Origin of the sequence: Vibrio splendidus (genome assembly GCF_002873455.1) — a bacterium.
Classification (GTDB): domain Bacteria; phylum Pseudomonadota; class Gammaproteobacteria; order Enterobacterales; family Vibrionaceae; genus Vibrio; species Vibrio splendidus_J.
Genome location: NZ_MCUN01000018.1, coordinates 35,983 through 57,829, shown reverse-complemented (window position 1 = coordinate 57,829; position 21,847 = coordinate 35,983). Strand labels below are relative to the sequence as shown.

Below are 21,847 nucleotides of genomic sequence, written 5' to 3'. Positions count from 1 at the left end.
GCGACTTTTTGCATTTAATAGAACGTCGGTTTAGCCGATTAATTTACGCCATTGAATGGTCGCCAGAGCGTTCCACGTGAGGTATAACCGAATCCGGAAATGCTTCGGTACTAAATACCACCAAGTTTTGACCCGCCCTCGTCATGGCTACGTAGAGTTTACGCAACGATTCTTGCAACGCTTCCTCTCGCTCTGATTCTGTGAAATCAAGATGCTTAGCTTGGTTAATGATATGCCCAGCACCCAATACGAATGTTGTGGGTGCTTCCATGCCCGTACAGCTATTCACCGACATAATTTTGATTCTGCTGCCCACAACGGTTTTAAGATCGTCCTTATCGTTATAATTCACAACGGTGTTATGACCCGTTCTGGCCTCAATCTCTCTTTTTAAATTCCACGGCTTATATTGACGGCTGTAAACCACCATAATGTGATGCAGTGGTACTTTTTGAGACTTAACTAGAGCTTCAATCTCATTTAAGAAACGAGCATTCTCATCTTGGTGGCTTCTTGAGTAGATAATATGAGGCTTACTTCCCCGCGCCATTTGGTCAAAGTCAGGCTTAACGTAATCTTCGGGGCTGCTATCTAACTCGTCTAAAAGTGAATTTGACGCGGTCATGATTTCATAGGTTGTTCGGTATGAATGGTTCAAACGTTTAGTTCTACCGCGAACATTCAATCCGACACTTTTCCAACTTAACCGTCTTTTTAGAAAACCTTGATTAGGGTCGGCACACATGAAAATGCTTCCTCCGGGTACTAGAGACCTTTTAACCACCTCAAGCCAAGACGGCGCAAAAAATTGTGCTTCATCAATCATAAAATGATCGAAGCTCTGCAACGAACTAGCAGATAACGCGAGTTCTTTAATATAAATATGGGGAAGATAACCTTTAGGATCTGAGAGTTTTTCAATTAAAATCTCATACAGTTGCCAAACATGTTCCCTTTGACTTTTTTGTAATGCAAAACCTCGCCCCTGTCGGTCATATTCTAGATACTCATCTTTATCTTTAATTAAGTAGTCGTTGATATACTCAAGTTCATCCCAAATTTGACTGTCTTTAAGCGACAATTCTGTATAGCAAGCATGGGCATTATTAAGAATTTTTTTCTTTGCGGCTTCAACATCTTTCTCTTTAAACAGTGCGCTTACATAATTAAATGTTGCTTTGTATTGCTGCCACGCAAAGGAGTGAAATGTTTGTATTTCAAGGTTTTCAGGTTTTCCGCCTAACCATGTTTTAAACTTGAGCTTAATATCTTCAACCACCGGGTTGTTATGTATAATCAGCCGTACCTTTTTCTCAGGGAATTTCTTACAATAGAGAATTGCTCGATTTATTAAAATGAGCGTTTTGCCACTTCCGGCGACTCCATTGATCAAACGAACCGAGAACTCATCCTGCTGCTCTTCATCCTGATCTACCGACTCCAGAATATCTAGCCGAGTCGCTAATTCTTGGTCATAATCCAGGAAAAAAGGCAATAACCTAGCCGAGTTATCACTCACTAGATGCTGTCTACGAGTACTGCACTGTGTCGGGATAGCGGACTCCGGGAAGAGCTTCTTTTTTATACTGGTAAAATGTTCAGCCGAAAGTTCTATCAACTTGTCGATGATGATTCGCTCACCATTAGCATAGAAATCTATTTGACTAATAACTTGAACATAATCAGGTAAATGAGAATGGTTCGAATCTAGGTTTTCTACCACTGCGAGATATCTGACTTCCGCACAATTTCGTTTCACCAATAAGTCATTGAATCGACTCAACACCTGAATATCCGCTCGGCTTGGCACTTCTGAATGCGACCCAACAAAAACCCAGCTATTACAAGGTCCTTCAACAATACAGGGGGCCACTTTTAAGGCATCGTCTAGAGGCTCACGAATAAAAAAATCATCGCCCAATCGAGCAAATACCTTTTTGAAATGACGTCGATGTTTGCGGTCTAAGCCTGTAATCGTATCTATATGTGCCATTAATCTACTTCCACCTTATAACAGTGACGAACCAGAGATTTATAATCTTTAATGTTTTGTCGCACCTTAGGATCCTCCACCTGTTGCAGCATGCCTTCTGGGATTTCGGGACCTACAATCACCAACTTAGTCTGGGGTCTAGTAATGGCGACATTGAGACGTTCCGCTTGGAAAAAGAATTCAGCGATAGCGCTAATGTATTGCGGATCTGAGGAGCAGAATGAAACTATAATCATTTCCCGCTCTTGGCCTTGCATCCTTTCAACGGTATCCGTTACCACTAATTTTGATCCAAATATCCCCAACTTATCCTGAAGGCAAGACTTTAAAGCTTTGGCATGACCCCGGAACGGTGTAACGACACCTATCTCTTCAGCAGATAGACCCGCTTCAACAGCCGCGGTTATCAAATCGGCCACTAACGCCGCTTCTTTTCTATTTACACTTCGGGCATTGACCCCTGGAGTTTTGATAAATACAGAAGGTCGATCGCTAGAGAGGACGTCGGAATACTTGTAAGGTTTTTTAGGTAAAGAAAATGATGACAGCGTTGGTTGTCTTTTCGATTCTAATTCGCCCTTGTAATAACAGTTACTAGGCCATTCAGTTAGGGCTGGAGACATCCGATAAGTTTGGCTTAACAAGACCGAAACCTTTTCATTGCCAAGAATCATCTTAGAGAAAGCCGAACTGTCCTCAAGAACGGATTGAGAAAGTATCACAGGAGGAAGCTGCTTATGATCTCCAACGAATACAAATCGACACCCTTTTCTCATTGCCATTAACGCCAATGGAACGGTAATTTGGCTGGCTTCGTCAAAAATGATGGTATCAAATGTAAAGCTTTCAAGTCGCTCACTACAGGTAGCAAAAGGTGTCGCACCAATCACATACCCAGTGTCCGGTATATCTTGCCATTTTGATGCGTATTCAAAATGCTGAACCTTATCACTCAATGATTTCTTACCACCACTCGCGCAAATTTTTGCAACAGGAACCCCTTCCTCTACAATTTTGTTGAGCGCATTATTGATCGCCATGTGGGTATGAGAAGTCATGAAAACTCTCTGCCCTGCCTCTACAAGAAGCTTGGCGATAATACTAATAACTTTTGTTTTACCCGTTCCGGGAGGACCTTGAATACACGCTAAGTATTTGGATGCGACACCAATCCCAACAGCTTCACTCTGTTTTTCATTTAACCCTCGAGATTCTGCATAATCCGCAGCGTCATCAAAATCTTCGTCATAAATCGTTTCCGTATTCAAATGTCCGGAAAGCATGGGCAGCAATACGTCTCTGCCGACTTTCGATGTTGCTACATCAGCCAAAGCTTTATCATAAAACGGTTTTAAGTCCATGCCTGCAGGGTCGGCATAACAGCCTTCACTTAGTTGTGGAAGTAAGCTTTGATCTACTTTGACTTTGAGCAACCACTCTCCATCGTTTTCAGCTTCAATCGCTACTTGGTCAAATACCTTATGGTTACTTGGGTCGCCAAGATGCAAACAAATCATGTCGCCTTCTCTAAAGCGTGATTCGTTATCACCTAATACGACTTCGAGATGATTAGACCCGGAACACCTTACTGACTCTATTCGTTGAGTTTCGCCTTTTAATAGTTTTTCTTCTAAAGGTTTCTTCCAAGTTTCTAGAAGGTTTTCCATGCTAGCTTCATGTTCTGCGTACACAAAAGCTTGTAGTTCTTTTAATACCGGAGTGAGTTCCATACCTAGCTTACCAACGTGAATTTGTACTCAAAAATGAGAATATTCATCAATACGAATAACCCAACCTTATTTTTTGAACGGTCATCACGTCAACTACACATTCACTAAACTGTTAATTACATCTCTTACTAGACATAGATCGCCACTTAAATTAACTATATTTCATGGGATAATGGTGGATTTTACTACGTGCTAAGGGATCTCTTGAAGCCAAAAGATGACTAAGAGCTTGATAAAGCGAGGAATTTCAGACACAAAAAAGCCCACACTAGGTGGGCTTTTTTGCTTATTCATAAAGAACGAATTTGGTGCCCGCTACTGGACTCGAACCAGTGACACCTTGCATGTCATGCAAGTACTCTAACCAACTGAGCTAAGCGGGCAATGCTTTGAAACTTAACTAGCCGCTTTACTAAGTGGCTAACGCTTCAGAACGAGATGGATAATAACGAGTGAATGGGTAGCGTGCAAGGATAAATTTGCACAAAACCGATCGTTTGCTTTTAAAAACAACAATCAGAATAAATTTTAAACACAAAGCAGATCAATGGCTTGAAGTAGATCACATTTTGTCTTCACCCCAATCATTACGAACCTCACCATGTTGCGTGTTTTTTATTCCCTCTTACTCCCTATTGAACATTTTAATCAAGGATATTAGTTAGAATCTTCATCCACATCGAACACAACATTGTAGTTCTCTGTATACGTACAGTTTGGCTGACGGCTACAAGTGAAGAATCGTCGGCCTTTGTAATCGCCTTGGCTCGCCAATTTGATGATCATCGGGCTGCCACACTTCTTACAGAATCGAACTTCTTTTGATGGCTCGATTAAATCAATGTGTGCTGCCAGTAACCTCTTCAAACGGCTCACTTGGTAGCTGTGTTTAATTGATGCACCAATCAATGGTAAGCCTGCCGATTTACAAACGTGAATCAGTAGCTTTTCTCGCTCGGCCTTTCCCTTGTTGAGCTCTTTGCCGTTATCAAGTTCAATGATCACGCGGGGCTCTAACGTTCGCGGGTCGCAGACGACAAAATCAAAGTAGCTACGTGAGATCTTGTTGTTGGCGATAAACCAATTCTTCTTATTGTTCGCCTTAGCAGGAACAAGAACGTTCGACATGCTGACTTTAGCAAACACTTCACCATGGTTACCTACAGCGGATTTGAGCGCGTTGTAGAATGTCGCCTGTTGCGTCGACATCAACGCCCCTTTCTTCTGATAAGCGTGGTCTTTTGTGTCGTCATGTTTAAATACGTACTTCTGAATGAAGTAAAAGAAGACAACAAGCACCACTACAACGATAAAAATATTAGTCATGTTCCACGCAAGTAGGGAAATAAAAGTGATTGTAGCGTAAGTAGAAAAGCATCATGTGGCAAGAAAAAGAGAATCAGTTGTTAACTCGAATCACGACCTTTCCTTTGGAATGGTTTACTAACTGCTTGATTAACGCTTTTGGATAACCGACATAGCTCTCTTATTTGAGTATTTGGTTAGTATTCAGCCCCTAACTTGACGCAGATCAATTTGCACCAGTTTGTGATCAACTAGTCTGAAAAACGTTAGGCAAATGTTAATAAGGAAATTGATATGGAACTCAAACAAGACCCAAGATGTTATACCGACGTATGTGTAGACGGTAAATGGTTCCACTATGACCACTGCGGAACTCGAGCTTATATGTTAAAAGGCGGCGCTTCCGCGGTAATTGAGCTAACGAGAGAACCTTCTACAGAAGGCGAACTGGTTGAAATGCTACAAGACGTCGCTAAATAACTCATACAGATAATGCTGATATAGATAAACTCGACATATCGCTAAGTAAACGCCAACTTTTAACACAAACTTTGATATTAGCGATCTCAGTGTATTCCAGAAGCCATTCTTATCTCACGAAGATCAGAATGGCTTTTTGTTTCCTGATTATCGATTAACTTTCAGCGATGATTACTTGATTCCTACCCGACTCTTTCGCTTGATATAACGCATCATCAGCCGATTTGAGGTACTTCTTATAGGTATCTTGATTGAGTTGCTCTTGAGCAATACCAATCGACGCCCCTATCGATGTGGTGAGGTCTAAAGAGCTGGAGTGCGTATCAATTGGCGTTTCAGCAATGCCTAAACGAATCGCGTTCAATTGTTGTTCAGGATCGACGGATCCAGATAGCAAGAGGACAAACTCTTCACCACCCCAGCGAGCCACTACATCATTAGGCGATAAATGTTGCTTTACTCGCCTTGCGACTTCCACTAAAACCTCGTCACCAATATCATGTCCAAAGGTGTCATTAACGCGCTTAAAGTGGTCAAGATCTAGAATAACTAGACTGATTCCAAACTGTGAATTGTTAAATGGTATTGGCTGAGTTAACAACTGCTCTAGATAGCGTCGGTTGTATAAACCCGTTAGCGCACACGTTGTAGATTGAGTGACCAGCGCTTTATTTTTCCTTTGTATCGAGCTAAGCCTTATCAACAATAATGCGGCGCTGATCATCACCATGATACCCAACGCGACAACAATTCGATTTCGTAACTGCTGCTTGTCTAATGTCAACTCCCCAAGTTCTTTTTCTGCATTAAGCAGTTCATTTTCTTGGGCTAATGATGCCGTGGCGAAATCTTGCTCTAGTAAAAAGATATCGCTTTGGCGTTTATCAAACAACAGCGCTTTGTTACCTTTGTAGTAGAGCTTAAAGTAGCGAAGTGCATTCTCGCTGTCGCCTCTCGAGTCGTAATATTCTGCAAGTGTTCTTAGACCAAGGACTTTCCAACTGCGAGTACCCACAACGTCGAACATTGCAGATGATCGCTTAAGATCAGCAAAGACAAAATTATCTCGGTTCAAACCAATGTTTGCCAAGGCTCTGTTTAAGTAACACTGGCCCATTTGAAGTGTGTATTTGTCCACTCCCGGATATCTAAGACACAAGTTCGCGACTTGCCTTGCTGACTCAAAGTTTCTTTCTGCCAACAACACGTCACTCTCTGCTTTCAACAAGATGATTTTGTATCGCTCGCTCACATTATCGCCATTGAGCTTAGCCGCACTTTGATATGCTTCTCGGCCTTTAACCAAGTCACCACTGCGCAGAAAAGCAAAAGACTCATTCACATGCAGCACACCTATGGTCGAAGCTTCGAGTAGTCCACTCTTGTAATAGAGTTTTTTGGCTTTTTTCATCAACTTGAGCGCTTTAGGCCAGTCTTCCAAATAGATATAAAGCAGTGCCATGTTTGACACTATCTTACTGTTGTAGATGTGTTGAGGGTACTTCTTGCCAAGGTCTAGGCCTTTATGGAAAAAGTATTGAGCTTCAGGAAAATCATTACGGATGTTATTAATGACACCTGCCGTGTTATAGGCCTTAATTAACAACTCTTCATAGTGGAGCGATTCTGCTATATCTATCGCCGCTCGAATTTGGATTTCAGATTCCGCTAACTCACCCTTACTGATGTATTCTATCGCTAATTCAACTAGTGATTGAGCCTTAAGCCACCCCATATGTTCGTGTTGCGCGAGCGTTTTAATCTGTCTGACGTATCTTGAAACCGCTTTGCTATCTAGCTTGTGTTGCGCGAGGTTCGACAAAATCATCAATTCATAGGCACGATAGATGGCTTTATCTTGATTTGGGAAGTTGGCTTGCAGAGCATCGAGTTGTTGAGAGGCTAAATTAGGATCACCACGAGATACATCGAGAATATCAATCAACGCAGATCCATATTGAGAGAGCAATAACTCTTTCTCTGGACTATAAACACTCGGATTTTCAGGGCGAATGTGCTTTAAATCGTCGTCATAAGTTGGATAAAGCAAATACAATCCCAGCACAACACTCATCAGCAGCACCAAAAGGAATGAACCTAACACATTGTTTCTATTCATTTATCAGTGCCATTATTGATTGCATTACAATTTCATCGACGTTTTTTTTCAAAGCGGTTAAACATTATACCCGACAGATATGCAGATTAAAATCCTGTGCACCGCTGGATCTTAGTTGGATTTTTCTAATTAATTAGAATAATCAGGCAACTTTCTTGATTTAACTCAGACAATCATCCTACAAAAAGGCGTTATAGTAATTTTCCTGTTCCTACCTCCGCAGCTTCTATAGAACGAGCGGAAGCATAATGAGAATTAACAATGACCCAAATTAATGAACAACGTCTTGTAGAACATTTTTGCGATCTAGTGAAAATTGATAGTGAATCTCGTAACGAAAAAGCGATTGCTGAAGCGTTGGCTGAGCAACTCGGTGAGCTGGGTTTTGAAGTTCACAAACTGGCTGTCCCTACAGAAGTGTCTAACGGTTTCAACATCTACGCTCGTCTAGACGGTACGCTTCCTGGTAGCACTGTATTCAGCTGCCACATGGACACAGTAACACCAGGCATCGGCATTGAGCCAATCATTGAAGACGGTATCATCCGTTCAAAAGGCAACACGATTCTAGGTGGCGACGATAAGTCTGGTATCGCAGCTATCATGGAAGCGGTTCGTTGCATCAAAGCTGAAGGCCAAGAGCACAAAACTATCGAGATTGCGTTTACTGTATTTGAAGAAGGCGGTCTGTTCGGCTCTTTGAACTTCGATATGTCTTACATTCAGTCTGAGCACGCTATCGTTCTAGATACAGGCGGCCCGATCGGCACTATCGTAAATGCAGCACCTGGTCAGCAAAAAATTGTTGCGAAGATCAAAGGTCGCCCTGCTCACGCTGGTTTAGCGCCAGAAGAAGGCATCAGCGCAATTCAAGTTGCTGCAGACGCTATCACTAAGATGAACCTACTTCGTATCGACGAAGAAACAACGGCAAACGTCGGTATTGTTGAAGGCGGTCAAGCGACTAACATCGTAATGCCAGAGATCAAAGTAGTGGCTGAAGCACGTTCTCTAAACGGCGAAAAGCTAACAGCTCAGGTTGAGCACATGATTTCGACATTCCAAGAGAGTGCAAAACAATTCGGCGCTGAAGTAGAAATCGAATCTACTCGTGCTTACGATGCATTCGTGATTGCAGACGATCACCCGCATATTCTTTCTATCAAATCAGCGTTTGAGAAGCTTGGCGTAACAGCAAATACTAAACGCACTGGCGGCGGTAGCGATGCGAACAACTTCAATGCGAAAGGTCTAACAACGGTTAACCTTTCTACGGGTATGGCGAAAGTTCACACCACTGAAGAATACATTGCAGTGAAAGACATGGTCGCTATCACTGAGTTTGTTGTGACTTACGTAACGCAATAGTCATACTGGTTAACTAGCCAGTCTTATTTGTTAACTAGACAACCTTACTCGTTAATGAAATAGCAAATGCCATCTAGTTAATGTCAAAAAGCCGAGTTCACGTATGATCTGTGACTCGGCTTTTTTGTTGTCTGAGTTTAGCTAAAAAATTAAGCTTAAAAACCCCTGCGCTTCCAAAACTGACTCTCATCTTTACCCACTAAGTCGAACGTCTTGTCAGCAATGATGTTGCCTTTTAGCTCGACGGTCATACGCCACTTGCCTAGCTTGTTCGAGACAGGTGCCCAGATAGTGTCACCTAAGTAGAAATCCCAGTCGTTATTACCGACGTGCTCTTCACCATCAAACGGTTCGAGCACTTCGCCCTTGTCTGTGGTGATATCCGGGTGATAAATACAGTAGCGGATCTTTTCACCTTTGGCTTTCTTGATATTCAAGATATAGCCAAATTCCACATCGATTTCAGCATCAACGGTAGTGGTAAACTCTTGGATTTTTGGAAGGTCTTTAGATTTGGAATCCCACGTGGAATAGATACCATAAGAAGTCATGTCGACCACAACAGAGCGCTTTGCCATTTCAATCGTTACCTTGGAGTTGTTCTATTAATTTAATTCTATTTGCCATTCAGCCACGCAAGCAGAGGAAGTACGAGGCTATTCTTGCCAGTCTTTCGCCATACGCTTAATCACAGACGGTTCGATGTCGTGAATACTGCCATATTGCTCTCGGCACACTTCGATAACCAAATCCGCTTTGTATTTGAGTGCAAGTTGGCGGTAAGCCTTCATTTCCCAATGCTTAATAAAGGTATTCGAAACAACAACATCTAACCCTTGCTTTAAGCCATTTTCAGCCGTGTTCTGACACCACTCATGAGCTTGCTGCAATTGCCTAGGATCAAAACAGTACTCACCTTGTTCATTCACGTAATACATATCCGCTTCGACATGTAATGCATCGTAGGTCTTTGCTTTTGTTGATTTACCCGAGCCAGGCAGCCCTCGAATGAGTATTAACTTCATCTGTCACTTTACAAGCTAATTCGAAAGCTCCAGTTTATCTCAAATACTAACTAAGTGCTCTGATAACTCTACCAATCCTACAGACTTGAACCGATCAATACCCAAACCCCGAATGTATGAACCCCAAACAACCAGTCGCTAGCAAGCTAGGTATTACTTCTGATAGAAAACACAAATAATTTACAACTATCCACTTTGTATATCGACAAGCGTATCAAACTACTATAGATTCAGAAGTATAGACGTCTACATATCTAGCTTAGGGAGAAAGCTTTGCCTATTCGCATTCCAGATCAATTGCCAGCATCTGATGTTCTTCGTGAAGAAAACATCTTCGTGATGCCGTTATCAAGAGCATCGACACAGGAAATTCGTCCACTTCGAGTCTTGATCCTCAACCTAATGCCGAAGAAAATTGAAACTGAAACTCAATTCTTACGCCTACTATCGAACAGCCCATTGCAAGTCGATGTAGAGCTGCTGCGCATTGATGACCGACCAAGCAAAAACACTCCGACTGAACACCTTGATAACTTCTACCGCCAATTTGAAATGGTCAAAGGGAGAAACTTTGATGGATTGATCATTACTGGTGCACCGCTTGGCTTGGTTCAATTTGAAGATGTTATCTACTGGGATCACCTAAAAACCATCATGGAATGGGCAAACAAGCACGTGACCTCAACCTTGTATGTGTGTTGGGCGGCTCAGGCTGGTTTGAAATTACTGTATGATTTGCCAAAGCGCACTCGTAAAGAGAAGCTTTCTGGTGTTTATAATCACGAGATTCATCACCCTTATCACCCACTTCTGCGTGGCTTTGACGATACCTTCTTAGCACCACACTCTCGTTATGCTGATTTCTCTCAGGAATACTTAGCCGAGCATACCGACCTTGATGTTCTTGCGACTTCTGATGTGGCGGGCGTATATCTGGCGGCAACCAAAGATAAGCGAAACGTGTTTGTAACGGGTCATCCAGAATACGATGCGCATACATTACACGGTGAGTACGTTCGGGATTTAGGCGAAGGCATGGAACCCGTGATTCCAATCAACTACTACCCGAACAACAATCCAGATAATAAGCCTGTCGCAAGCTGGCGTAGTCATGGCCACTTGTTATTCTCAAACTGGTTGAACTACTGCGTTTACCAACAAACGCCTTACGATTTGGATCACTTCAGCGAAGACAACTTTACCAAAGACGATTAAGTTCTTTCTTCCGATTCACAAACACATAAAGCCGTGTTCAGTAGGTTGTTGATAAAACACCAAATTGGACACGGTTTTTTTATGGTGTTTGAGTCGCATTCCATAATAGATTTACCACTTCAATGGGTTTGATTTCATATGATGGGTTGGTGTTCATAAGGAGCTTCACATGCCCGCCAAGCCGTTATTATCTAAATCTATTTCATTATTCCGCCCCCTTTCGTTATCGAGTCTGATACTACTCGCCTCTCTTTCGTTGGTCGGTTGCGTTTCTGTCACTGAAGGACCGCCAAAGATTGAAAGCGACCCTATTGCGATGTCTGAATCTCGTATTGAATTAGGTTTGGGTTATATGGGGCAAGGGAATATGGTGAGAGCGCGTGAGAACCTAGAACTCGCCATCAAACACGCACCTAGCTACTATCGAGCTCGCCTTTCCATTGCACACTATTACGAACAAGTTGGGGAAGTTGACGAAGCAAGAAACGCCTATAAGAAAGCGCTGAGGTTAGACGCAAGAAACGGCAACGTATTGAACAACTACGGTACATTCTTGTGTAAACAGGGCGAATACGAGCAAGCCGATAAATACTTTAACCGTGCCATCGACCAACCCTATTATTATCTCGTCTCTGGCAGTTATGAAAATGCGGCATTCTGCGCGTTTAAAGCCGGAGAAGTCGAGCAAGCAAAATACTACTTCTCTCGTGCGATTGACCACGACCCAAATCGAGCCAAATCCATTCTACAGCTTTCTAAAATTGAGGTCAGTGAGGCCGAATACAATGACGCTCGGCTCCGCTTATTCAAGTTCCACCAGCGTTATGGCTATCAAATCCCATCGCTTCAAATTTTGATCGAACTCGAAAAGAAAGCGGGTAACCGTGCACTTCAACAGAAATACCAAAGTAAATTAGACGAACTGCTCTCCGTTTAGGGCTAACTAATTGCGATAGATATAAAAAACGGGCTTGTTGCGTTAACAACAAGCCCGTTCGTAATTTCAGCTTAATGTCTTAACCAAGTACAGTCTGTTATTTAAGCGCAATCCACTCTTGTCTTTGTTCGTCGTCCATAAAAGTCCATGCAATAAAGCGACTCACCTTCTGGCCTTGCGACATCTCAACCACTTTTACTTGTTTAGCTCTAAGCTTACCTAGTTCTGAACGAACCATATCAACGTTGTCTTTCTTAGAAATCAATGTCGTAAACCACAATACTTGAGTAGCAAAAAGCTGGCTCTCTCTCGCCATCTTCATAATGAAAGTCGCTTCACCACCCGGGCACCAAAGTTCAGACTTTTGGCCACCAAAGTTTAAGGTTGGTTTATCTTGCTTAGTTAATTTATCTAACTTAACTGGCTTCTTATTCGTTTCTGGCTTGAATGACTTACCGGCTTTCTTAGCTCGGTTTGCCGCTAGGTTATCCAGTTTACGCTGTGATCCCTTTTCCGCCTCTTCTAGAGAGCTATGGAATGGAGGGTTACAGATTGTGACGTCGTAACGTTCATTGTCCTTAATCACGCCCTCAAAGATAGATTCTGAGTCGGCTTGCAGGCGAGCTCGGATCTTACCTTTTAGATTAGGGTTACTTTCCGCAATGAAGTTCGCTGTTTTGATGGAAACTGAATCGACATCAGTACCTGTCCAGCGCCACTTATACTCTGTCGCACCAATGATTGGGTAAATACAGTTTGCACCAACACCAATATCTAGTGCTTTCACAGAAGCATGATTATAAGGTTCACCTTGGCCATCACTATTCAGAATATCTGCCACTCTGTGGATGTAATCAGCGCGCCCTGGAATAGGCGGACATAAATAACCCGCCGGAATATCCCAATGCTTCACACCGTAGTGATGAGCAAGTAAGGCTTTGTTCAAAAGCTTGACCGCCAGAGGATCGGAGAAGTTAACCGTATCTTCCCCTGCTGGGTTCTTAATCAGGTGTTCTTTCAACTCAGGCAGCGCCGCGACCAACAGGTCAAAATCGTATCGACCTGTGTGTTGATTTCTTGGGTGCAATCCGCCTTGAGGTTTTTCAGCCGAACGTCTTCTCTGGGCTGCGTTTTTGTTAAAAGCAGTTTTATTAAAAGAACCCTTGTTCGATGATCCTCTATTCGCACGCGGTTTACCTTCGCTATCTTTTGCAAAAGGTCGCTTTGCGTTGTTGTTGCCAGCGCCTTTAGGTGCACTATTCTTGCGGCTTTTATCAGATGTGTTCTTTGTAGAAATACGCTTGTCGCTGCTTGGCTTAGCTGTACTTGGCTTAACATCAGCTTGGTTGTCTTTTGTTTTTGCAGATGAGGTACCGTTTTTTGACAGGCTTAGCGTAGTTCTATTTTGTGATTGGCTCATTGGGCTACTTCTTTAAGTCTAAATACATCATGAATAAACGGGCATCTAACTCAAGTTGATGATATTCCGGCTCCATGTGACAGCATAGTTGGTAAAAGGCTTTGTCGTGTTCTTTCTCTTTGATATGCGCCAGTTCATGCACCACCAGCATTCTCAGCAAAGGTTCTGGGGCATTTCGAAAAACACTCGCGATACGAATTTCATTCTTCGATTTGATCTTGCCACCATGATTCTTTGCCACATAAGTGTGAAGACCTAGTGCATTATTGATCAAGTGGATCTTTCCGTCGTAAATCACTTTGCTGATCGGCGGTGTTTTCTTCATATAGCGATTTTTTATCTCAATCGCATAGTCAAACAGGGCTTTCTCGCTTTTTATCTCGTGATTATTTGGATAGCGAGCTTCAAACCACGGCACTAACTTACCCGACTCAACTAACTGAGTGACAGGGTCGATAATGTGCTTTGGATAGCCTTGGATATATCGCAAAGAAGGATGCATGTAAAAAAGCCGTACCGGTAACACCACGACAATACGTTGTGGTCTTGAAATTTGAGCCGCACAGTGTAACTGATCACACTTTTCTAATCACCTAAGATTCGTTACACTTTAGCGAGATTCACCAAGAGCTACACTCAAAAAGAGATTGTAAAAATGAAACGTGTTGTATTGTATGTCGCAGACAAATGCCCGCACTGTAAAGATGCACAACGCTATTTGGATTCGAAGAAAATTGAATATCGCCTAACGAATGCAAAAATGCAACGTGGCCGTAAAGAATTGCAGGCGATGGGTGCTCGCTCTATCCCTGTGCTGAAAATTGGTGACCAAGTGATGGTCGGCTGGAATCAGAAAAACTTCGATAAGATGTATAACTCAAAGAACACATAACGTGGTCTGAGCCAGTAATACTTCTATACAACAAAGTCCGAAGATCCAATCCAGGATACTCGGGCTTTGTTGTTCTATTTCAATGTTAATCACACATAACGCTTAACGAAATCAATAAAGGTTCTGTCTGCTTTCGACAAATACCCTTCCTTTCTCCAGGCCAAAGATAGATTCAGTTTTACAGGGTCTTTAAATGGCACGCCTATCACGTCTTTCTCATATTCCGTCACTAAGCTGAGCAGCGCAGTGATCGCAAACTCTTGTTTAACGATGGATAGAATCATCGGGAGCAAGTTGGTTTCAAACGCAATGGTCATATCGAGGTTGTATTTTTTACAAGTCGCATCGATAAAATCACGGTGAAAATAGCCCGATTTGAACATGATCAGCTCTTGAGCAAAGAATTCTTCAAAGGTCATCGAAGGCTGTTGTGCTAACGGATGCTCCTTACCGACAACGGCGACCATCTCAGAACTTAACAGATGGTCCGTTTCTAAATCATCAGGGACGTTCTCATGATTAATTACACCAATATCGAGCTCGCCGTTTAACAGCATTTCACGAATCGATGCGGTGCCAGCATCAATTAAAGTCAATTTTAGGTTTGGGTATTGGCTTTTAAATGCCATCACGACTTGAGGGAAAAAATAGCTCCCCATCATGCTTGGTGCCCCTAAACGCACCTCTCCTTTATCTAAGCCCTTTAACTCATTCATTGCAAGTTGAGCATCTTCGAACTGCTGGGCTATTCGCTTCCCATGCTCGAACAGTACCTTTCCCTCTTCCGTTAAGGTGACTGATTTATCTCCGCGACGAAATAGAATTAACTCGAGCGTCTGTTCTAGTTTTTTAATAGAGATACTCAAAGCCGGTTGGGCAATATGCAGCGCTTTGGCGGCTTGGGTAAAGTTACCAAATTGAGCGACGGCTAAGAAATGTCGAAGTGGTTTTGATTCAAGCATGGCAATATATTTAATATATAGAGGTGATATTTTTAATATATTTCTTTAATCGCAACTGTACTGGTAACTTGTTCACAAATAGCTTATTAACTTGTGCAGGCACAACGTAAATGTTTGATAAAGGCAGTCCTCAATACAAACGAATCACCCAATCATTGGCCATTGGCTCGTTTATCATTTTCTGTAACCTTTACCTCTTTCAACCTATTTTGCCGCACATGGCGGAGCACTTCCAAGTATCTGAAACCCAGATCAACTGGTTGTTTGCCGCAACGACTCTTGGTTTATCTATTAGTTTGGTGCCATGGGCTATCGCCTCAGAAACCTTTGGTCGAAAACCTATCATCTTGTTCAGCCTTTTTGCGATTCCTTTAATTGGGCTGAGCATGGTGTTCACGACTACTCTACTACAACTTGTTATTGCTAGAGCATTCATGGGAATCGCGGTTGCTGCATTCGCAGGTGTGGCAGTTGCCTACATGGTTGAGGAGCTCTCTCCCAAGGCATTTGCTGTCGCGATTGGCGGCTATATTGCAGCCAACTCATTGGGTGGGATTTTCGGACGTGTCCTTGGAGGTTTAATCACGGATTACTTTGACTGGCACGCTACGGTATTGTTTTTCGTGGTCGGCTCCTTAATCGGCGCTCTCTATATTGCATATAGCTTGCCTGACCAACAGAACTTCAAACCACAGAAAGGACTGTTCTTTCATCATAACCGCTCGGTAGTGATGCACTTAAGAAACCGTACACTGTGGCTCGCTATGTTGATTGGTGGCGCTAACTTCGCACTGTTCGTTAACCTATATTCGGTAATGGGCTTTAGATTAGTATCAGCGCCCCATTCAGTGCCTGTTGGTTTAGCTTCACTCATATTCCTATGCTATTTGGCTGGCACAATCAGCTCTAAGCTATCCAATAAATGGACACTTCGTTTTGATCCGTTAAACGGTATATTGATGGGTGTGTGTATTAGCTTAGTCGGAATGCTAGTTTCTGCAGTCGATAAAGTCCCGTTCATGCTAGCAGGCTTGCTATTGATTAGCGGCGGCGCATTCTTTGCCCATACCCTTGCCTACTCTTGGGTCAGTCAAAAAGCTCCGAGCGCCAAAGCGACAGCAACTGCACTTTACTTAGTCCATTATTATATTGGCGGGAGCTTAGGTGGTTTCTTACTCTTATATTGTTGGCAACTGTTTGGTTGGAATGGCGTGATTGTGGGCGGTTCAATCTTCTATGTCGCTATTTTTGCTTGGGTCTATCGGTTGAAACAACTTCAAGCCTCAGCTTCTAAACTCGCACGAGCATAGGTACAACTGAATTTGTAACTCAATTATTGCTTTTGATTAACGTCCGTTCTGATATCCTACGCAAAATTTCAATTCGGAACCTGTTATGTCGAACACTCAAAGCACAGATCTTCAAACCATCCACGACCAAGTAAAGCAGTGGTTAGACGATGTCGTTATTGGCCTGAACCTGTGTCCATTCGCAGCCAAGCCACAACGTAACAAGCAAATTAAGATCTTTGTGAGTGAAGCGAAAACGGAAGAAGCGTTATTGGAAGACATCATGACGCATTTTGTAGAGTTAGATAATACGCCAGTCGCAGAATTAGAGACGACTTTGGTCGTGGTGCCTAACATGCTGCAAGATTTTTTCGACTACAACATGTTCATTGATTGGATTGAAGCACTGATCAAGCAAGAAGATTGGGAAGGTACTTACCAAGTGGCAACTTTCCACCCAGACTATTGTTTTGGTGGTGCGGATCCAGAAGACGATGAAAACCTAACAAACCGCTCTCCGTATCCGGTTTACCATTTGATTCGTGAAGCAAGCATGGAAAAAGTGTTGAAGCACTACCCTAATCCTGAAGCGATTCCTGATACCAACATCGCAAGAGTTGAATCTTTAACGCCAGAAGAACGTCGTCAACTGTTCCCTTACCTGTTCAGTTAATAATTCAGTTAGTCGCTAACATGATGGCTCATATTCCTGAGTGCTCTTGATGATATGGACGAGAGATGAACTGATCTCGTCCATTTTGTTTCGCAATGTACAGGCATTCATCGGCAACTTTAATTAACGAGTCTAACGCCGACATTCTTTCCCCTTTGGTATCTCCAGTACTCAGCTTAAAATGACACGCACCGATTGATATGGTGACTGGTTTTCTATCCAGTGTAATTTTCTTCATATCTTGGAGAAGAATCATGAACTTATCTTCAACACAACTTGGGGTTTTATTTGGATACCAAAGAATGAACTCCTCGCCACCAAAACGCGCCACAAACTCCCCTTCTTGAGTGTTATTGCTCAGCACATTCGCCACTTTCTTTAACACAACATCACCCATTTGATGACCATAAGTGTCATTGACCTGCTTAAAGAAGTCGATATCGACAACCGCTAAAGTTCCCTCTCCTAAAGATCCTTTTAACTGCTCTACTTCTGCGTTCAACGTTTTGAACAAGCAACGTCTATTCGGCAAGTGTGTCAGAGGGTCATACATAGCTTGGTACTCTAACTTCTCATTCAGCTCTTTGAGTTTTCGTTCTTGTTGTCTTCTAACCAGTTCCACTTCAATCCATGAAGCCATCAACCTCATCACATCGATATCGAACTCTTTGAATTCTCGATAATACGGTCTAGGACTTGAAAAGTTTAAGGTGCCGTAAAGCTCTCCGTTTACGAAAATAGGAATGCCAATATAAGACTCTAACCCGAAAGATTGATAAGCAGGATGAGTCGCATATTTATCGTGTTTACCGCAATGTTCAATGCAGATAGGGCCGATTGATTTACACGTAATTTGACAATAGGTCGAACGATAATCGAAAACATCGCCACAGTGCAGTTCCACGCCATCAGGAGTAATGCAGTGTTCTACTTGATAACGGTTACCTTCTACTTTCGATAAGATGCCAATATCTAAATCAAAGCGTTCGAGTCCCATAATAAGCAGTTGAGCGATCTGAGTATCGAAACCTTTTCGATACTCATTGGTAATTTGATACAAGCGGCGTATAACAATTTCGCTTTCACTAGCTTGGTTCATAACTGGGATCCCACTGCAGCCAAAGTTAAAGGCAACATCGATATTTGGTATATTAAGAAGAGTAAAGGGTAAAAAAACATAATAATCAATTAGTTTGTATGCAAGATACCTCATTGAACCAGTGAATAAAACCAAACTTATTCGACTTTGCGTTAGCACCCGATTCCTAGCTTTGGTAAAATACCCCATTAACGAAACAGAATGGATAGGAAAATGAACCTTTCTCAACTAAGCCAAGAAATCTACGATCACCTTTACCGCGATATTGAAGAGTTCCGCAGTACTTTTGATCTGCCTGTTGCTGCTCCTGAAACAATGGACGAAAAAGGCGATACGCTACATACGTCTCTAGCGATTGAAGAACTAACAGAACTTGCAGAAGCTGACTCTAAAATCGAGCAAACTGACGCTATCGTAGACAGCGTTTATGTTTTGATGGGACGTTTAGTTCACCTTGGTCAAACTAAGGTTGAAGACAACCTAGCAATCAGCTACCTGATCGATCTACTGTTGAATGTTTCTAAAAATCGCTCAATTGACTTCTTACCTTGCTGGGACGAAGTACACTCAAGCAACATGAGCAAAGTATGTCGCAACGAGACTGAATACGCTGAAACAGAAGCTTTCTATGCTGAGCAAAACATCAAACTGATGGCGGTTCAAAAAGGCGAATACATCATCGCTAAGTGCGCAGAAGATTTCGTATCTGAAGGCAAAACAATTCGCCAAGGTAAAGTACTGAAATCAGTACACTACCGCCCTGCGAACCTTGAGCCACTAACGGCTTAGGCAAGTCTTTTAGCTTTCTAAACCATTAATGTTTTAGCGAGTCAAAACAACAAACGCCACGTTACGATAACGTGGCGTTTTAATATCTATCGTTTTATTTTCTGTGTCTTCTAGTTCTTGAAAACGTCACCGTGTTACCACTATACCAGTCGCGCCATGTGATAAGCCGCTACATATTCGCCATTTCTAAAGGCAAACCCTGCAGACTCCCCTTCAATCACAAAACCGAACTTCTTATACAGGCTAATCGCTCTTTCGTTATCGGTATACACCGTCAACTCCATTCGCTTGATGTTAATCCAGTTATCACACAAGTCGATCGCGGTCGCGAGCAGCTGACTACCCACACCTTTGCCTAGTACATCGTCCTTAACACCCATACCAAATGAAGCAACATGACGCCTTCTCGGGTTTACACACACTTCCATTCCCAAACTACCAACAATCTCATCGTCGATCATCGCGACATACGAGTACACGTTGTCGGGCATGTTAGAGATTCGCTTCTGCCAGCTTTCCAGAGATGGATTTGGGAGTTGCAGCGTACCGGTATAAGCATTAGTGCATTCGTAAACTTCTTTGATTCCCTTTGCATCTGACGGTTCAGACCGTCTCACTATAATACTCATCGCAACTCCTACTATTTTCATCGCTAAATATGAAACACATCCTTAATGTGCACCTAGACACAGTATCAAATAGTAAATATTTAACAATAGGTTAGATGAATTGTTTTTATTGGGGCTGATGCGGGGAACGTATGTGGATGATCTGAAGAAGTAAATTTGAGGAATCAAGGTTAGTTAAACTGGAGGTAATTCGATATGGACACCTTAATTGTGCCCATATCTTGAAACCTATGGCGTTAGTTCGCTTTGGTTCACCATGCTCTAGTTAATCACGCTCACATTGAACTTGCATGACTTTAAGGTCTGTTACATTTAGCTTCTCAGCTAGAGCTGCGCCTTCTTCATTACATTGCTCAAGAGTCGTAAATTGGGTGTTAATTTCCATTTCTGCTGTGCTATCAGCTCCACCTATCATTAGGCTTAGAATCAGTGTTAGTTCGTACATAAAATAATCCTCTTTCGAGCTTTCAAAGCATCTATTCGAATAAGATAAAGTGATCAGGGCTTGTTCACTTTTTTCGTTTGAAATAATTCTAGCCATTAACTCGAATCGAGTTTTACCATTTTGTGCCACTAACTAATAAAGTAGCTAAGCCATGATTTAAAGGTGTAACAAAGACCAGAAATTCACGATTTTGTTCTTTTCTTATAGCTCTTGGTCAAGCGATTAAGACTCCGTTTCACACTCACTTCTAGGTTGATAACATTCAAAATCGCGAATGCAGAGGCTAGGAATAAGCCTAATATCCAAACAAAATACCACATGAGAAACTCCTTAATACAGTGAATGGCCATTGCGTTCGACATACTCGCTATCGAGTCGTCCAAACATGGTTCGGTAGCTGAACGCGGTATAACAAAGAATGATAGGCACCATCACAAACGCCACGCTGGTCATGATGTTCAAGGTCAGTTCGCTTGATGTTGAATCCCATAGGGTTAAGCTGTGGCTTGGGTTAATTCTGGATGGAATAATGAACGGAAACATCGTGAAACCAGCCGTTAAGAGGATGCAAGCGTTAGTTAGGCTTGAACTAATAAAAACAATCGCATCCCATTTCAACATTGAGCTGATCAAAGCTAATAGCGGAATAAGCACACTACCAATTGGTGCCAACCACATCCAAGGATAAATATCGAAGTTCGTTAACCAAGCACCTGTTTCTGCTACCGCTTGTTTGTTTAACGGATTTGAAACTGCGCTATGGTTCAACTCACTGACAATCAGATATCCATCAATTTGGCTTATCGCTAAACCGCCAATAACCATCAGGCTAGCTGCAAATACCGCACTCACTTGCGTAACCACTCTTGCTTTTGCATAAAGCGCATCTGTGGTTTTCATCATCAGCCACGCACTGCCTTGTAACAGCGCCATCAATAACCCAACCAGGCCACACAAAAGCGCAAATGGGTTAATCAAATCGATAAACGACCCATGGTAATCAACCATCAATAAACTATTGAGCGTAAAAGGTAAGCCTTGCATCAAGTTGCCAAACGCCACCCCAAATAAAATAGGTGGAAAAAAGCCTGAGAACGAGATTGCGAAGTCACATACTTGTCGCCATTGATCGCTGTCGATCTTTGCTCGATACTCAAGCGCCAAAGGACGCAGCCACAATGAAATAAGCACCAAATACATCGCCACATAAAGGCTTGAAAACGATGTCGCATAAACCAGAGGCCAAGCCGCAAACAATGCACCACCTGCGGTAATTAACCAAACTTGATTACCATCCCAATGGGGCGCGATGGAGTTAATCATCACTCGTCTTTCAGCGTTCGTTTTACCCATAAACGGTAACAACGCCCCCACTCCCATATCAAAACCATCAGTGATCATAAAACCAATCAGCAGCACGCCAATCAGAACCCACCAAATTAAACGTAATGTGTCATATTCGAACATGAGTCAGTCA

21 protein-coding genes, 1 tRNA gene and 1 pseudogene are annotated in these 21,847 nt (G+C 42.5%); 8 read left to right on the top strand and 15 right to left on the bottom strand.

Translation table 11 applies throughout. From position 1 onward, the window contains the following. Nucleotides 1–43: 43 nt before the first annotated feature. The 4 genes from BCU75_RS15630 to BCU75_RS15615 all read right to left on the bottom strand — a co-directional run bounded on the left by BCU75_RS15630 (nt 44) and on the right by BCU75_RS15615 (nt 5,049). Nucleotides 44–1,993, bottom strand: a complete 1,950-nt coding sequence (locus BCU75_RS15630; protein WP_065679647.1) for a 3'-5' exonuclease — start codon at nt 1,991–1,993, stop codon at nt 44–46. Then, nucleotides 1,993–3,723, bottom strand: a complete 1,731-nt coding sequence (locus BCU75_RS15625; protein WP_102474387.1) for a DEAD/DEAH box helicase — start codon at nt 3,721–3,723, stop codon at nt 1,993–1,995. The genes BCU75_RS15630 and BCU75_RS15625 overlap by 1 nt, the downstream gene beginning before the upstream one ends. Nucleotides 3,724–4,029: 306 nt before the next feature. Beyond that, nucleotides 4,030–4,106, bottom strand: a tRNA-Val gene (locus BCU75_RS15620). Between the two features lie 274 nt (nt 4,107–4,380). Beyond that, nucleotides 4,381–5,049, bottom strand: coding sequence for a DUF2726 domain-containing protein (locus tag BCU75_RS15615; protein WP_076678690.1), 669 nt, complete (start codon nt 5,047–5,049; stop codon nt 4,381–4,383). A 273-nt stretch (nt 5,050–5,322) separates the two neighbouring features. Between BCU75_RS15615 and BCU75_RS15610 the strand changes: the two genes are divergently transcribed. Then, nucleotides 5,323–5,508 carry a hypothetical protein gene (locus tag BCU75_RS15610; RefSeq protein ID WP_102474386.1) on the top strand — a complete coding sequence of 62 codons (186 nt, stop codon included), beginning with the start codon at nt 5,323–5,325 and terminating at the stop codon, nt 5,506–5,508. Nucleotides 5,509–5,662: 154 nt separating this feature from the next. On the opposite strand, the gene BCU75_RS15605 is transcribed toward BCU75_RS15610, so the two are convergent. Then, nucleotides 5,663–7,627, bottom strand: coding sequence for a tetratricopeptide repeat-containing diguanylate cyclase (locus BCU75_RS15605; RefSeq protein WP_102474385.1), 1,965 nt, complete (start codon nt 7,625–7,627; stop codon nt 5,663–5,665). Nucleotides 7,628–7,888: 261 nt separating this feature from the next. Between BCU75_RS15605 and BCU75_RS15600 the strand changes: the two genes are divergently transcribed. Beyond that, on the top strand, nt 7,889–8,995 hold the full coding sequence (locus tag BCU75_RS15600; RefSeq protein WP_102474384.1) for a M20/M25/M40 family metallo-hydrolase: 1,107 nt from the start codon (nt 7,889–7,891) through the stop codon (nt 8,993–8,995). Nucleotides 8,996–9,150: 155 nt separating this feature from the next. Here BCU75_RS15600 and BCU75_RS15595 read toward each other — a convergent pair whose 3' ends face one another. Beyond that, the gene (locus BCU75_RS15595) at nt 9,151–9,573 is read right to left on the bottom strand and encodes a DUF3859 domain-containing protein (RefSeq protein WP_076678686.1); all 423 of its coding nucleotides are present in this window, start codon (nt 9,571–9,573) and stop codon (nt 9,151–9,153) included. Between the two features lie 78 nt (nt 9,574–9,651). After that, nucleotides 9,652–10,020, bottom strand: coding sequence for an AAA family ATPase (locus BCU75_RS15590; RefSeq protein ID WP_102474383.1), 369 nt, complete (start codon nt 10,018–10,020; stop codon nt 9,652–9,654). 273 nt (nt 10,021–10,293) lie between these two features. On the opposite strand from BCU75_RS15590, the gene metA reads away from it, so the two are divergent. Next, on the top strand, nt 10,294–11,235 hold the full coding sequence (gene metA / locus BCU75_RS15585; protein ID WP_004734938.1) for a homoserine O-acetyltransferase MetA: 942 nt from the start codon (nt 10,294–10,296) through the stop codon (nt 11,233–11,235). A gap of 169 nt (nt 11,236–11,404) precedes the next feature. Further along, complete coding sequence (pilW, locus tag BCU75_RS15580; protein WP_102474382.1) at nt 11,405–12,172, top strand: type IV pilus biogenesis/stability protein PilW; 768 nt, start codon at nt 11,405–11,407, stop codon at nt 12,170–12,172. A gap of 97 nt (nt 12,173–12,269) precedes the next feature. Here pilW and rlmF read toward each other — a convergent pair whose 3' ends face one another. After that, nucleotides 12,270–13,592: a 23S rRNA (adenine(1618)-N(6))-methyltransferase RlmF gene (gene rlmF, locus BCU75_RS15575; protein ID WP_102474381.1), complete on the bottom strand. Its 1,323-nt coding sequence runs from the start codon at nt 13,590–13,592 to the stop codon at nt 12,270–12,272. Nucleotides 13,593–13,596: 4 nt separating this feature from the next. Beyond that, nucleotides 13,597–14,094: a YgjP-like metallopeptidase domain-containing protein gene (locus BCU75_RS15570; protein ID WP_102474380.1), complete on the bottom strand. Its 498-nt coding sequence runs from the start codon at nt 14,092–14,094 to the stop codon at nt 13,597–13,599. A gap of 153 nt (nt 14,095–14,247) precedes the next feature. Here BCU75_RS15570 and BCU75_RS15565 point away from each other — a divergent pair, with 153 nt between their 5' ends. Next, a complete protein-coding gene (locus tag BCU75_RS15565) occupies nt 14,248–14,484 on the top strand; it encodes a glutaredoxin family protein (protein WP_004734934.1) in 237 nt (78 codons plus the stop codon). An 89-nt stretch (nt 14,485–14,573) separates the two neighbouring features. On the opposite strand, the gene BCU75_RS15560 is transcribed toward BCU75_RS15565, so the two are convergent. After that, nucleotides 14,574–15,446: a LysR family transcriptional regulator gene (locus tag BCU75_RS15560; RefSeq protein ID WP_102474379.1), complete on the bottom strand. Its 873-nt coding sequence runs from the start codon at nt 15,444–15,446 to the stop codon at nt 14,574–14,576. A gap of 110 nt (nt 15,447–15,556) precedes the next feature. Between BCU75_RS15560 and BCU75_RS15555 the strand changes: the two genes are divergently transcribed. Beyond that, entirely contained in the window at nt 15,557–16,756 is a 1,200-nt protein-coding gene (locus BCU75_RS15555; protein ID WP_102474378.1) for an MFS transporter, read from the top strand. An 85-nt stretch (nt 16,757–16,841) separates the two neighbouring features. Further along, nucleotides 16,842–17,408 carry a DUF1415 domain-containing protein gene (locus BCU75_RS15550; RefSeq protein WP_102464999.1) on the top strand — a complete coding sequence of 189 codons (567 nt, stop codon included), beginning with the start codon at nt 16,842–16,844 and terminating at the stop codon, nt 17,406–17,408. A gap of 28 nt (nt 17,409–17,436) precedes the next feature. Here BCU75_RS15550 and BCU75_RS15545 read toward each other — a convergent pair whose 3' ends face one another. Next, a complete protein-coding gene (locus BCU75_RS15545) occupies nt 17,437–18,507 on the bottom strand; it encodes a sensor domain-containing diguanylate cyclase (RefSeq protein ID WP_102474377.1) in 1,071 nt (356 codons plus the stop codon). Between the two features lie 213 nt (nt 18,508–18,720). Between BCU75_RS15545 and BCU75_RS15540 the strand changes: the two genes are divergently transcribed. Further along, entirely contained in the window at nt 18,721–19,296 is a 576-nt protein-coding gene (locus BCU75_RS15540; protein WP_102474376.1) for a nucleoside triphosphate pyrophosphohydrolase family protein, read from the top strand. 140 nt (nt 19,297–19,436) lie between these two features. On the opposite strand, the gene BCU75_RS15535 is transcribed toward BCU75_RS15540, so the two are convergent. The 4 genes and pseudogenes from BCU75_RS15535 to cydB all read right to left on the bottom strand — a co-directional run bounded on the left by BCU75_RS15535 (nt 19,437) and on the right by cydB (nt 21,837). After that, complete coding sequence (locus BCU75_RS15535; RefSeq protein WP_102474375.1) at nt 19,437–19,925, bottom strand: GNAT family N-acetyltransferase; 489 nt, start codon at nt 19,923–19,925, stop codon at nt 19,437–19,439. A 265-nt stretch (nt 19,926–20,190) separates the two neighbouring features. Continuing rightward, nucleotides 20,191–20,370, bottom strand: a complete 180-nt coding sequence (locus tag BCU75_RS15530; RefSeq protein WP_102474374.1) for a hypothetical protein — start codon at nt 20,368–20,370, stop codon at nt 20,191–20,193. A 239-nt stretch (nt 20,371–20,609) separates the two neighbouring features. Continuing rightward, nucleotides 20,610–20,690: pseudogene (cydX, locus tag BCU75_RS24580) on the bottom strand (cytochrome bd-I oxidase subunit CydX); the annotation flags it as partial. Nucleotides 20,691–20,700: 10 nt separating this feature from the next. Further along, the gene (cydB, locus tag BCU75_RS15520) at nt 20,701–21,837 is read right to left on the bottom strand and encodes a cytochrome d ubiquinol oxidase subunit II (protein ID WP_102474373.1); all 1,137 of its coding nucleotides are present in this window, start codon (nt 21,835–21,837) and stop codon (nt 20,701–20,703) included. Nucleotides 21,838–21,847 lie beyond the last annotated feature (10 nt).